Here is a 13174-nt window from a genome sequence, read left to right on the forward strand (position 1 = left end):
TCTATTCGCTCAGCAATTTTTCGACGAATTCCTCAATGCCGCGCTCGCGCCGCGGCCGCCTCTGGCGCTCGGCGCGCAGGATCGCGATCAGATCGTCGAAGGAGCGCTGGAGGTCGTCGTTGACGATGACATAGTCGTAATCCTTCCAGCGCGCGATCTCCTTGCGGGCGTTCTCGAGCCTGCGTTCGATCACCTCGCGGGAGTCTTCCGCCCGCCGCTCCAGCCGCGCGCGCAGCTCCTTCATCGACGGCGGCAGGATGAAGACGGTGACCGTATCCGCGCCCATCTTCTCGCGCACCTGGCGCGTGCCCTGATAGTCGATGTCGAAAAGGCAGTCGCGCCCCTGCGCGAGGATCGCCTCCACCGGCGCGCGCGGCGTCCCGTAGAAATTGCCATGCACCTCGGCCCATTCCAGCAATTCGCCGGCGTCGCGCATGGCGACGAACTGGCGCTCGCCGATGAAGCGATAATGGATGCCGTCCACCTCGCTCGTGCGGCGCGAGCGCGTCGTCACCGAGATCGACAGCGTGAGGTCTAGGTCGCGGTCCTGCAGCAGCATCCGCGTCAGCGTGGTCTTGCCGGCGCCCGAAGGAGAGGAAAGGATGAGAACGACGCCGCGGCGCAGCGGGAGATTGGTGTCCATATCGACGATTGTCACGAGGGAAGGTTCCCGGCAATAGGCAATCGGCGGCCGCCTGACAACCGCTGCGCGCCGTTACTCGATGTTTTGCACTTGCTCGCGCAACTGCTCCACCTCGATCTTCATTTCGAGGCCGATCGTCGTCAGTGACGAATCATTGGACTTGGCGCACAGCGTATTCGATTCGCGGCCGAGCTCCTGCGACAGGAAGTCGAGCCGCCGGCCGATGGGGCCGCCCTCGGCGATGAGGCGGCGGGCGCTTTCGACATGGGCCTTTAGCCGGTCGAGCTCCTCGCGAATATCGGCCTTCACGGCGATGAGCACCGCCTCCTGATGCAGCCGGGCGGGATCGAGCCCCTCGGCGCTCTCCATCAGCCGCGCGACCTGCTGGGCGAGCCTTTCGCGGATCGCCTCGGGCTGGCGGGCGGGCAGGGCGTCGGCTTCCGCGGAGAGCGTCCCGATCCGCGCCAGACGATCGCCGAGCGTCTTCGCGAGCGCCGCGCCCTCCATGTGTCGCGAGGCGACCAGCGCGTCCAGCGCGCCTTCGAGGGAGGCGAGAATGGCGGCGTCGAGCGCCGCGCGCTGGGCCTCGTCGTCCTGCGGCTCCACGACCTCAATGACGCCGCGGACGTTGAGCAGTCCGTCGAGCGAGGCGGGGCCGAGATTGGGGTGGAGGGGCACGTCGTCGAGCGCGGCGAGCAGACGGTCGAGCGCGGCGCGATTGACGCGCACAGCGGCTTCCTCATCTGCGCGTTTGGCGGTGAGACTGGCGAAGATGGAGCCGCGCGCGAGGCGGGCGGAGATGGCGGCGCGGGCCTTGATTTCAACGGCGTCGAAAGTCGGCGGAACCCGCAGCCGCAGGTCGAGCCCCTTGGAATTGACGCTTTTCAGCTCCCACGCATAGGACCAGGGCCCGAGGCTTCCCTGCGCGCGGGCGAATCCGGTCATGCTGGCGACTGTCATCGGGACTCCGGGGCGGCGGGCGACGCTCTTTCGCTTATCGGAAACTGGCGCTCGCGGGAACGGTCTTGGCGGAGGTCAGATCCCAGCTCTTGTCGCGCAGCGGATCGAGCGCGGTGCCTTCTGAAGCGTCGAATGCGCGCGGCCGCGCCCGCTGCGGGGCAGGGGCGAGAGCGATGGGCGCCTCGGCGGTCTGAGTCGCGGGGGCGGCGTCTTCCGGCGAAACCTTCTCGCCCAGCGCCTCGCGGGGCAGTTCGTCCGAGCCGGCCGAGAGGCCGAGTCTCGCGGCGCGGGCCTTCTGCTCGGCGCGGCGCGCGGGCGAGACCGGATAGGCGGCGATGTCGTCATCGGGCAGCGCGCGGCCATCGGCGCTTTCGCGCGCCATCATGTCGGGACCGAGCGGCCCGCCGTCTTCGCCCTCGGCTCCGGGAGCGGCGCCGGAGGCGAGCAGATCGGGATTGAAGCCGCCCGCCTGCGGCGTCTTCAGTTGCGCCGCTTCTTCCGTGAAGAAGGGGCGCGCCGGCCTCAGGGCCGCGAACTGGGCGCTCGCCGTTTCCGTGGGATCCTCGAGGCCACCGAGGAAGAAGAAGGCTCCTGCGGGGCCGTATTTTCCGAGGCGGTGCGTGGCTCCGTCGTCCGGGGCCATCGCCCTGCCGGGCGTGTAGTCGTCGTGGGCGCCCGCGACATCGACCAGACGCCCGATCGGCGCCTCGGTCCGCTTGTCGCTTTTCGGCGTTGCGGGAGGAACGGCGGCAGGAGCCGCCTTGTCGGCGTCGAGGCCGTTCTTCTCCTTTTGATCCTTCTCGATCTTTCGCCAGCTCTGGACGTTGCGCGAATGCTGGTCGAGAGATTCGGCGAAGACGTGGCCGCCCGTGCCGTCGGCGACGAAATAAAGGTCGCGGGTGTTGGCCGGATTGGCGGTCGCTTCCAGCGCGGCCTTGCCCGGATTGGCGATCGGGCCGGGCGGCAGGCCGTCAATGGCGTAGGTGTTGTAGGGCGTCCATTTCTCGATTTCGGAGCGCAGAATGCCGCGACCCAGGCTCGCCTTGCCGCCGACGAGGCCATAGACGATCGTCGGGTCGGACTGCAAACGCATGCCCTTGCGCAGCCGGTTCATGAAGACGGCGGCGACGCGCGGTCGCTCCTCGGTCTTGCCGGTCTCCTTCTCGACGATGGAGGCGAGGGTCACGAGTTCGAACGGCGTGCGCAGCGGCAGGTCCTTCGCGCGTTTCGCCCAAATGTGTTCGAGAAGCTTGCGCTGGTCCTCCTGCATCTTGGAGATCAGACGCGCGCGCGGAAAGCCGCGGGGGAACTTGTAGGTCTCCGGAAGCAGCGCGCCTTCCTTCGGCGTCTCGATGATGTCGCCCGCCAGCAGGTCCGACTCCCGCAGCCGCTGGGCGATCTGCTCGCTCGTCAGGCCCTCGGGGATGGTCAGGCTGTGCATCAGCACGCGACCGGCGACGAGTTCGTCGATGACCTCGCGAAGGCTGACCTTTTTCTTGAAGAGATATTCGCCCTGTTTCAGCTTCCCGCGCGCGCCCTCCACCATGGTCGCGAAATTCATCAGGCTCGGGCTGTCGATGACGCCTTCGCGTTCGAGCTGGGCGATCATCTCGATCACGTCGCTGCGCGGCGGAATATAGACGATCTTGTCCGCGGCGAGCGGGCCGGGCTCCTTCAGCTTGTGCATCACGGCGATGAAGCCGAAGGCGCCGGCGACCAGCGCGACGAGAAGGAAACTCAGGAAGCCGCTCGTCGCCGACAGCATGCCGTCGCGGCGCTTCTTTTTCTTTGGCGGCGGGGGCGGCGGCGGAGCCTGCGGCTGCAGGGTCTGGGCGCCGCTCTGCAGCGTGGCGCGGCGGCGGAAAAAGGAAGAGCCCTCGTCGGGCTTCGTTTCGGGCCTGGCGTCCACAACGATCGGCGGCGCTGCGGGCTTTGGCTCCGCCGCGGGTTTGGGCTCCGCCGCCTTGATCGGCTCCGGCGTTCTCGGCTCGGTCCGGGGCGCTTCGGCTTTGGCCGGTTCGTCTCCGGAGGCGTCAGCTTTGGGCGCTTCGGCCTTCGCCGCGGCTGCGGGCGTCGCGTCGGGGGCCTTCGCCTCCGGGGCCTTTGCGGCCGGCTGCGCGGCGGATTCGCTCGCCGGCTTTGGCGCGGCGGCGGCGTCTTTCGCCTCGGCCTGCGGTTCAGCCTTCGCCTTGTCGCCCGTATCGTCGGTGTCGATCATCATGTCACGCCAATCCAACTCACCGCGCCGGGCGGAGAAATCTCGCGCAAGCGCTTGTCGCCGAATGACTTACACTATCGGTCATTGTGGCGAATTCAGGAAAGCGGGAACATGGTTAACAGGCTAAAGCGCGAAGCGATACAATTTCGCTCGCGCTATCCCCATTTTGCTCGAAAGGTCGCGCCTTATTGCGGGCGCCGGAAAACGAGCGAGGCGTTGGTGCCGCCGAATCCGAAGGAGTTCGACAGCGCCAGATTGATCTCGCGCGGCCGCGCCTTGTGCGGAACGAGGTCGATCGCCGTTTCCACCGACGGATTGTCGAGATTGCGGGTCGGCGGCGCGATCTGATGGGCCATCGCCAGGATCGTATAGACCGCCTCCACCGCGCCGGCGGCGCCGAGAAGATGGCCGATCGCCGATTTCGTCGACGACATGGAGAGTTTCGGCTCGACATTGCCGATCAGCCGCTCGACCGCCCGCAGCTCGATCTCGTCGCCGAGCGGCGTCGAGGTGCCATGCGCGTTGACGTAATCGATGTCGGTCACCGAGATGTCGGCCCGTTTCAGCGCCGCCTTCATGCAGCGATAGGCGCCGTCGCCGTCGGGAGCCGGGGCGGTGATGTGATGGGCGTCTCCCGACATGCCATAGCCGATCAGCTCGGCGTAGATTTTCGCGCCGCGAGCCCTGGCGTGCTCATATTCCTCCAGCACCACACAGCCGGCGCCTTCTCCGAGCACGAAGCCGTCGCGATCCCTGTCGTAAGGCCGGGAGGCCGCTTCGGGCCGATCGTTGAAGCCGGTGGTGAGCGCGCGGCAGGCGGCGAATCCCGCGACGCCAATGCGGTTGACGGGGGATTCCGCGCCGCCGGCGACCATCACGTCGGCGTCGCCCATGGCGATGATCCGGGCGGCGTCGCCGATGGCGTGGGTGCCCGTCGCGCAGGCCGTCACGACCGCGTGATTCGGACCCTTGAGGCCGTGCATGATCGAGACGTAGCCGGCGACGAGATTGATGATGCGGCCCGAGACGAAGAAGGGCGACACGCGGCGCGGGCCCTTTTCCTTCAGGGTGATCGAGGTTTCGTAAATGCCGCCCAGGCCGCCGATGCCGGAGCCGATGAGGACGCCGGTGGTTTCCTGCTCCTCGGGCGTCTGCGGCTTCCAGCCGGCGTCTTTCAGCGCCTGCGTGGCGGCGCTGACGCCATAGACGATGAAATCATCGACCTTGCGCTGTTCCTTGGGGTCGAACCATTCGTCCGGGTTGAAGGACCCGTTGGATCCGTCGCCGCGCGGAATGACCGCCGCCACCTGGCATGCGAGATCATCGACCTCGAATGTGTCTATGCGGCGGAAGCCGTGTTCGCCGGCGACCAGACGCCGCCAGTTTGTTTCAACGCCGCATCCCAAAGGCGACACGACGCCAAGACCGGTGACGACCACCCTGCGCATGGCTTGCACTCGACTTCCTCAAAAACTGTCGGACGGCTTCCGACCTTCGAACGACGCCAAAGGCCGGCAGCGGTAAAGAAAAGCGCGCAGCGATGGACGCTCCGCGCTTCCTGGACTTTCGATCGTCAGGCGGCCTTCGCCTTTTCGAGGAACTTCACGGCGTCGCCGACGGTGAGAATGGTCTCCGCCGCGTCGTCCGGAATCTCGACGCCGAACTCTTCCTCGAAAGCCATGACCAGCTCGACGGTGTCGAGCGAATCAGCTCCCAGATCGTCGATGAAATTCGCCTTGTCGACGACCTTTTCGGGCTCGACGCCGAGGTGTTCGACAACGATCTTCTTCACGCGCTCGGCGACATCGCTCATCTCATTAAGTCCCTGTTGCTGTGGTGCTCGCACCAATACCGGCGCTGGCAAGCTCATCAAGCAGCTTGCGACCGCCGTTTCCTCCAAATTATCGAGCGCCAACCGGATTCCAAAAGCGGCGCCGACTGTCAAGCAGCGGCCTGGCCTTCAATCGGGATATACGGCGACGCCGCCCCTCACGCGGCGACGTTCAGGTAACATACTTCGATTGGGTTGGCGAGAGGGCGCGAACTCGTCGCGCCGCCCCTGTCCCGTCTTCGCCGCGTCGTTCCCGGGGGACGACCGCCGCTAGATCATGGCCATGCCGCCGTTGACGTGCAGCGTCTGTCCGGTGACGTAGCCGGCCTCGACGCTGGCGAGATAGACGACGGCCGCGCCGATGTCGGCGCCGGTTCCCAGCCGGCCGGCCGGAACCGCGCCGAGAATTCTCTCTTTCTGGGCGTCCGTGAGCGCGTCGGTCATCGGGCTCTCGATGAAGCCCGGCGCGACGCAATTGACCGTCACGCCGCGCGACGCGACTTCGCCGGCGAGCGACTTCGACATGCCGATCATGCCGGCCTTCGCGGCCGCGTAATTGCCCTGGCCCGGATTGCCGGTGACGCCGACGACCGAGGTGATCCCGATGATTCGGCCGAAGCGCTTTTTCATCATGCCGCGCAGCGCCGCCCGCGACAGGCGGAAGGCGGAGGTGAGATTGATGTTGAGAACGGTGTCCCAATCCTCGTCCTTGAGACGCATGAATAACATGTCACGTGTCACACCGGCGTTGTTGACGAGAATGTCCAGCCCGCCCATGGCGGCCTCGGCCGCGGGAACGAGCTTCTCGGTTTCTTCCTTGTCGGCGAGATTGCACGGCAGCACATGCGCGCGCGCGCCGATTTCGCCCGCCAGCGTTTCGAGCGCCTCGCGGCGGGTCCCCGACAGCGCCACCGTCGCGCCGGCCGCGTGCAGCGCGCGGGCGATATCCTTGCCGATGCCGCCGCTTGCGCCGGTCACCAGCGCCGTCTTGCCAGTCAGGTCGAACATCTTTCCCCTTCCTCCCATTTCCTTAACGCGTCGGGAAAGCCGTCGCGTCAGGCTGTCGAACTCGGTTTAATAGGAAACCGGACAAAAGCGAGTCCCTCGCGAGAACTGTCTCCTGTTCATGACGGATTGAGCCGAATCGATGGCGCCAGCGTCGAAATTCCATCGATTTTACACGCAGCTTTCCAGTCAAGTTCCAGTTTAACGAGCAAGTTCAAGGTAGTGACAGGATTGCAACACCGGGAATCTTTCGCCCGATTCGGGCCCGAATTAACCCTCTGTTTGTTGTTTTCGGCGGCGATTTTGACGACACTGTTCCGGCTTGGAGGTTCGCGTCCGATTTTGTCCTTTCAGTCACGGGATGGATGCGGGTCTAAAACGGAATGTGGCTTGAACATAAGGATTGCGACATGAAGACTGCCATCTCGGCGCTCGCCCTGGCGATCGCCCTTTCGGCCGGCGCCGCTCAGGCGGCCGACCTCCCCTCGCGCAAGGCCCCGCCGGCCTACATCCCGCCGCCGCCGGTCATGACCTGGACCGGCTTCTACGCGGGTCTCAACCTCGGCGGCGGCTGGCTGACCAACGGCAGCAACAACGCTGGCTGGGGCTGGACCGGCAATAACAGCAACTCCGGCGGCGTCGTCGGCGGCGGCCAGATCGGCTACAACTATCAGCTGACCCCGATGTTCGTCGTGGGCGCCGAGGCCGACTTCCAGGGCACCAGCATCGGCAGCGGCGGCAACGCCAACAACACCGCCTGGCTGTTGGGCCTCGGCTGGGGCAACGGCGGCGCTTCGGCCCGCCTCAACTGGTTCGGCACGGTCCGCGGCCGTCTCGGCCTGACCTTCCCGAGCATGCCCACCCTGCTGCTGTACGGCACGGGCGGCTTCGCTTACGGCGAGATCGCCAGCAACGGCGGCTTCTCGAGCTGGAACACGACCGGCACCGGCTGGACCGCCGGCGGCGGCGCCGAGTGGATGTTCTGGCCGAACTGGTCGGCCAAGGTCGAGTACCTCTACACCCAGCTTTCCGGCAACAACGGCAACAACGCCAACTGGGCCGGCTGGGGCTGGAACGGCGGCAACAATTTCCGCACGAACACCCGCTTCCACACAGTTCGCGCGGGCATCAACTATCACTTCAACTTCGGCGCTCCGGCTCCGGTGTTGGCGAGCTACTGATCGGCTTTCCAGTCGAGAAGCAGAAAGCCCGGCCGCAAGGCCGGGCTTTTTTGTTTGGCCGTCCGTCGTCGATCAGACGAAGGCGCGATAGGCGTCCAGATCGGCCGGCGCGCCGACGGAAATGCCCGCCGCCTGCGGCGCGATTCGCTTCAGCAGGCCCGCGAGCACCTTTCCCGAGCCGCATTCGACGAATTTGGTCACGCCCTGCCCGGCGATGAAGGCGACGCATTCACGCCAGCGCACCGCGCCCGTCACCTGCTCGACGAGAAGCTTGCGGATCAATTCCGGATCACTGACCGGCGCCGCCGTGACATTGGCGACGACGGGAACGCAGGGCGCGGCAATCTTCGCGCCCGCGAGCGCCTCGGCCATGGCGTCGGCGGCGGGCTGCATCAGCGCGCAATGGAAGGGCGCGGAAACCGGCAAAAGCACGGCGCGCTTGATTCCCTTTTCCTTCGCGATGTCCATCGCCTTCTCCACGGCGGCCTTCGCGCCGGAAATCACGACCTGCCCGCCGCCATTGTCGTTGGCGACCTGACAGCAGGCGGAGCGCGCCGCCGCCGCGGCCCCGGCGATTTCCCGCGCCTGATCGAGTTCGGCGCCGAGCAGCGCCGCCATGGCGCCCTCGCCCACCGGAACAGCCTTCTGCATGGCGTCGCCGCGGATGCGCAGGAGCTTCGCCGTGTCGGCGATCGTCAGCGCGCCGGCGGCGGCGAGCGCCGAATATTCGCCGAGCGAATGGCCGGCGACGAAGGCGGCGTCGCGCCGAAGATCGAGGCCGCATTCCGCCTCGAGCACGCGAATGGCGGCGAGAGAGACGGCCATCAGCGCCGGCTGGGCGTTGGCGGTGAGCGTCAGCTCCGCCTCGGGGCCTTCGAACATCAGTCCGGAGAGCGGCTGCGACAGCGCGGAATCGACTTCCTCGAACACGCCGCGCGCCGCAGCGAATTGGTCGGCGAGCGCCTTGCCCATGCCGACCGCCTGAGACCCCTGTCCGGGAAAAATGAACGCCTTGGACATTACCCGCCCCCGCTCCTCGCTTTTGATGGCTTTGCGCCGCGATTGGACTGCGGGGGCGGGCGTGTCAAGGTCGAAGGATCATTAGCGGAGGATCTCGACCATGACCTCGTTGCGTCTGTTGAAGGGCAGCGTCCATGGCGGATCGTAGAAGGCGTAGAGCGGTCCGCTTTGCGCCACGAGGCGATTCTTCTTCAGGAAATCCGCCAGTTTCGCCGCGTTCAGGGCGAGATCGTCGTCACTGACGAGACCGGAGAAGCGAATCGCCGCCATGCGTTTTCCCGGGACCTCGACGAGCCGCACCTCGGGATTGTTGGGGCGGGGCAGGGCCGCCATGTCATATTGCGCCGGCATTGTGAAGCGGATACGCCAGCCGTCTTCGGAGCGCTCCTGTGCGACGGGCGCGGTCATTGAGATTTTCTCGCCTTTTTCCTGCACGACGGGGGCGGTCATGGCGATCCTTCCGCCCGGCTGGTTGTCGCCGAAAATATAGCCGGCGAGGCGGCGGAAGCCTTGTGAAATGGCCGCGTCGCGCTCGCCGGCGACCGTCGTCTCTCAGCGACGATCTGCGGCGCATAGTCGCGGATCTCGATATCGTCCAGCGATGTGACGACCGAATATCGCGCATGTTCCACGTCGGAATCCGCGAGGGAGGGGGCTGTCGCGAAAAGTCCGAGCAGGATGACTATGGAACGCCGCATCTTCTCCTCCTTGACGACAAGGAAAAACCTTGCGTCGCTTTCGAGATAGGCCGCGGGGCGCCAATGGATCGCGATTTTTCGCCAGCGTTCAGCCGGCGTCGCGGCCTCTCACCAGCTCCTCCACCACCCCCGGGTCCGCCAGCGTCGACGTATCCCCGAGCGCCCCGAACTCTCCTTCGGCGATCTTGCGCAGAATCCGCCGCATGATCTTGCCGGAGCGGGTCTTGGGCAGGCCCGGCGCGAACTGGATCACGTCGGGGGTCGCGATGGGGCCGATTTCCTCGCGCACCCATTTCACGAGCTCCTTGCGCAGATGCCCGGTCGGCTGAACCCCGTCGATCAGCGTCACATAGGCGTAGACGCCCTGACCCTTGAGATCGTGCGGATAGCCCACGACGGCGGCCTCCGAGACCTTCTCATGGGCGACGAGGGCGCTCTCGATCTCCGCCGTGCCGAGGCGGTGGCCGGAGACGTTGATGACGTCGTCGACGCGGCCCGTGATCCAGTAATAGCCGTCGGCGTCCCGCCGCGCGCCGTCGCCGGTGAAATATTTGCCGGGATAGGCGGAGAAGTAGGTTTGCGCGAAGCGCTCGTGATCGCCGAAGACCGTGCGCATCTGTCCCGGCCACGAATCGGCGATGACGAGATTTCCCTCGCAGGCCCCTTCCAGCACCGCGCCCGTCGCGTCCACGATCTCCGGCGCGACGCCGAACAGCGGCCGCGTCGCGGAGCCGGGCTTGAGCGCCGTCGCGCCCGGCAGGGGCGCGATGAGTATGCCGCCGGTCTCCGTCTGCCACCAGGTGTCGACGATGGGGCAGCGGCCCTCGCCCACGACGCGGTGATACCATTCCCAGGCTTCCGGATTGATCGGCTCTCCCACGGAGCCGAGCAGCCGCAGCGACTTGCGGCCCGTTTTCTTCACGGGCTCCTCGCCCGCCGCCATCAGCGCGCGAATCGCGGTCGGCGCCGTGTAGAAGATGTTGACGCCATGCTTGTCGACGATCTCCCAGAAGCGCGAGACGGTCGGATAATTCGGCACGCCCTCGAACATCAGCGTCGTCGCGCCATTCGCCAGCGGCCCGTAGAGAATATAGCTGTGGCCCGTCACCCAGCCGACATCGGCCGTGCACCAGTAGACGTCCCCGTCGCGGTAGTCGAAGACCATCTCATGCGTCAACGCGGCGTAGACGAGATAGCCGCCGGTCGTGTGCAACACGCCCTTGGGTTTCCCCGTCGAGCCCGACGTATAGAGAATGAACAGCGGGTCCTCCGCGCCCATCTCCGCATAGGGGCAATCGGCGGGGACGCTCGCGGCTTCTTCCTCATAACGGAAGTCGCGGCCGGGGATCATGTCCACCTCCGCGCCGGTGCGCGTCACCATGATCACGGTTTTCGCCGGCGTCTTTTCGAGTGCGGCGTCCACATTGTTCTTCAGCGGCACCTTGCGCCCGCCGCGCAGCCCCTCGTCGGCGGTGACGATCACGTCGGACGCCGCATCCTCGATGCGCCCCGCAAGCGCCTCCGGCGAGAAGCCGCCGAAGACCACCGAATGAATCGCGCCGATCCGGGCGCAGGCCAGCATGGCGTAGGCCGCCTCGGGAATCATCGGCAGATAGATCGTCACGCGGTCGCCCTTCCTGACGCCGTGCTTCTTCAGCACATTGGCGAAGCGGCAGACATGCTCGTGCAATTCGCCATAGGTGATGTGGCGGGAGACGGAAGGCTCGTCGCCTTCCCAAATGATCGCGGTCTGGCTGGCGCGGTGGGGCAGGTGACGGTCGACGCAATTCATCGCCACATTGGTCGTGCCGTCCTCGAACCATCGGATCGAAACATTATGAGTGTCGAAACTCGTGTGCTTCACATTCGTGAAGGGCCTGATCCAGTCGATGCGCTCCGCCTCCCGCGCCCAGAAGGCGTCCGGGTCGTTCCGCGACAGTTCGTAGAGCGCGCGATATTCAGCCTCATTGACGCGGGCGGAGGTCCTCCAGTCGTCGGGGACGGGGTAGATTTTCTCGGACATTTATTCCTCGCCTCGCATCGGATTTTTCATTCGCGCCGCCGGGCGCGTCACGCCGGTGTTCGACGCCGCCGCCCTGTCACTTCTGCGCATTCTTCGCGCCCGAGAGTCGCGCAATGTCGACATTGTGCTGCATGCGCCGCATCATCAGCCGCATCAGGTAAAAGCCGAATTGCGGATTTTGCGCCGCGAGCTGCAACAGGTCGTCGTAGCGCACGCAAAGCAGCTCGATGTCCGTCGCCGCCACGGCGGTCGCGGTGCGGCGGTTCTCCTCGGTGAAGAGGCCCATTTCGCCGAAGAAGGCGCCGGGCTTGAGCGTGACGCAGGGTTCGAGCAGGGAGACTTCGCCGCGCACCAGCACATAGGCTTCTTCGGCGAGGTCACCCTTGTAATGCAGCGTGAAACCCTGCGGCAGCTTCAGCTGCTTCATGTAGGGCCGCAGCCACTCATAGTCGAAATCGCCCCTCGTCGCGCTCTGCGTAGCCGAGCGGATGTCGGAGACGAGCCGCCGCATCTGCCGCAGCCGGAAGACGTTGATCGGGACCATCAGCGCATTGAGCGCGAAAAGCGGCAGATAGCCCTTCAGGAAAAAATAGGCGGCGAAGAGCGCGTTGGCGAGGATGGCGGCGATGCGCAGCGGGATCATCGTGTTCGACACGAAGACGAATACGTTGGCCGCCGCGGCGAGATAGCCGACCGCCTCGATGAAAATGGGATTCATGCGCTTGTCTTGAGAGGCGCCAGAGTGACCACGGCGGCGATACTAAAGCAAAATCGGCCGCCCGGAATAGGGCGCCCTTTGCGCGCGGGCGCCCGATTTGATAAACGGCGCTGGATTATCCGGGGAGCCGCACCCTCTCTTCCCGCGCGCGGGGAGAGGGGATGACGCCGCCGTAACAAGGCCGAACGATGCAGAAATTCACCACGCTTACCGGCGTCGCGGCGCCGATGCCGATCATGAACGTCGACACGGACATGATCATCCCCAAGCAATATCTGAAGACGATCGCCCGCACGGGGCTGGGCAAGGGCCTTTTCTCTGAAATGCGCTACCGCGAGGACGGCTCCGAGAATCCGGATTTCGTGCTCAATCAGCCAGCCTATCGCAACGCGAGCATCCTCGTCGCCGGCGACAATTTCGGCTGCGGCTCGTCGCGCGAACACGCCCCCTGGGCGCTGCTCGACTTCGGCCTGCGCTGCATCATCTCCACGAGCTTCGCCGACATTTTCTACAATAACTGCTTCAAGAACGGCATTCTGCCGATCAAGGTGACGCAGGCCGAACTCGACAAGCTGATGGACGACGCCAAACGCGGCGCCAACGCCACGATGACGATCGACCTCGAAGCCCAGGAGATTCGCGGACCGGACGGCGGCGTGGTGAAGTTCGACATCGATCCCTTCCGCAGGCATTGCCTGCTGAACGGCCTCGACGACATCGGCCTGACGCTCCAGCGGGCCGACAAGATCGACGCCTATGAAAAAGCGGCGGCGCAGTCGCGTCCCTGGGCCTGACCCTTATGGCTGAAATCGCGTGAATGATTTAGAGCGTCTTGCAATGGCCAAGCTTGGCCGCGGGGCGTACTTGCGGAGGGTAA

Annotated in this window: 13 protein-coding genes; 2 read left to right on the forward strand and 11 right to left on the reverse strand. The window is 65.7% G+C overall.

The window, feature by feature from the left end; all coding sequences use genetic code 11:
* Window position 1 precedes the first annotated feature (1 nt).
* The 6 genes from gmk to fabG all read right to left on the reverse strand — a co-directional run bounded on the left by gmk (window position 2) and on the right by fabG (window position 6660).
* Window positions 2–643 (reverse strand): guanylate kinase, encoded by a 642-nt coding sequence (gmk, locus tag MET49242_RS16695; RefSeq protein WP_036284541.1) that lies wholly within the window; start codon window positions 641–643, stop codon window positions 2–4.
* A gap of 72 nt (window positions 644–715) precedes the next feature.
* Entirely contained in the window at window positions 716–1603 is an 888-nt protein-coding gene (locus tag MET49242_RS16700) for a YicC/YloC family endoribonuclease (protein ID WP_036284544.1), read from the reverse strand.
* A gap of 34 nt (window positions 1604–1637) precedes the next feature.
* Window positions 1638–3824, reverse strand: a complete 2187-nt coding sequence (gene mltG / locus MET49242_RS23490; protein WP_051134268.1) for an endolytic transglycosylase MltG — start codon at window positions 3822–3824, stop codon at window positions 1638–1640.
* A gap of 182 nt (window positions 3825–4006) precedes the next feature.
* Window positions 4007–5269, reverse strand: coding sequence for a beta-ketoacyl-ACP synthase II (gene fabF / locus MET49242_RS16710; protein ID WP_036284547.1), 1263 nt, complete (start codon window positions 5267–5269; stop codon window positions 4007–4009).
* 125 nt (window positions 5270–5394) lie between these two features.
* Window positions 5395–5634: an acyl carrier protein gene (locus MET49242_RS16715; RefSeq protein WP_016918578.1), complete on the reverse strand. Its 240-nt coding sequence runs from the start codon at window positions 5632–5634 to the stop codon at window positions 5395–5397.
* A gap of 288 nt (window positions 5635–5922) precedes the next feature.
* Window positions 5923–6660 (reverse strand): 3-oxoacyl-[acyl-carrier-protein] reductase, encoded by a 738-nt coding sequence (gene fabG / locus MET49242_RS16720; protein ID WP_036284553.1) that lies wholly within the window; start codon window positions 6658–6660, stop codon window positions 5923–5925.
* 407 nt (window positions 6661–7067) lie between these two features.
* Here fabG and MET49242_RS16725 point away from each other — a divergent pair, with 407 nt between their 5' ends.
* Window positions 7068–7838 (forward strand): outer membrane protein, encoded by a 771-nt coding sequence (locus MET49242_RS16725; protein WP_036288473.1) that lies wholly within the window; start codon window positions 7068–7070, stop codon window positions 7836–7838.
* A 72-nt stretch (window positions 7839–7910) separates the two neighbouring features.
* Here MET49242_RS16725 and fabD read toward each other — a convergent pair whose 3' ends face one another.
* The 5 genes from fabD to MET49242_RS16745 all read right to left on the reverse strand — a co-directional run bounded on the left by fabD (window position 7911) and on the right by MET49242_RS16745 (window position 12297).
* Window positions 7911–8858, reverse strand: coding sequence for an ACP S-malonyltransferase (fabD, locus tag MET49242_RS16730; RefSeq protein ID WP_036284556.1), 948 nt, complete (start codon window positions 8856–8858; stop codon window positions 7911–7913).
* An 81-nt stretch (window positions 8859–8939) separates the two neighbouring features.
* Window positions 8940–9377 (reverse strand): heme-binding protein, encoded by a 438-nt coding sequence (locus MET49242_RS16735; protein ID WP_305809093.1) that lies wholly within the window; start codon window positions 9375–9377, stop codon window positions 8940–8942.
* A complete protein-coding gene (locus MET49242_RS26235) occupies window positions 9305–9556 on the reverse strand; it encodes a hypothetical protein (protein ID WP_244430841.1) in 252 nt (83 codons plus the stop codon). The genes MET49242_RS16735 and MET49242_RS26235 overlap by 73 nt, the downstream gene beginning before the upstream one ends.
* 88 nt (window positions 9557–9644) lie before the next feature.
* On the reverse strand, window positions 9645–11579 hold the full coding sequence (gene acs, locus MET49242_RS16740) for an acetate--CoA ligase (protein ID WP_036284559.1): 1935 nt from the start codon (window positions 11577–11579) through the stop codon (window positions 9645–9647).
* A gap of 76 nt (window positions 11580–11655) precedes the next feature.
* Window positions 11656–12297, reverse strand: a complete 642-nt coding sequence (locus MET49242_RS16745) for a Crp/Fnr family transcriptional regulator (protein WP_036284562.1) — start codon at window positions 12295–12297, stop codon at window positions 11656–11658.
* A 188-nt stretch (window positions 12298–12485) separates the two neighbouring features.
* On the opposite strand from MET49242_RS16745, the gene leuD reads away from it, so the two are divergent.
* Window positions 12486–13091 (forward strand): 3-isopropylmalate dehydratase small subunit, encoded by a 606-nt coding sequence (gene leuD, locus MET49242_RS16750; protein WP_036284565.1) that lies wholly within the window; start codon window positions 12486–12488, stop codon window positions 13089–13091.
* The last annotated feature ends 83 nt before the right edge of the window (window positions 13092–13174 follow it).

It is taken from the genome of Methylocystis sp. ATCC 49242, from assembly GCF_000188155.2.
Taxonomy (GTDB): Bacteria; Pseudomonadota; Alphaproteobacteria; order Rhizobiales; family Beijerinckiaceae; genus Methylocystis.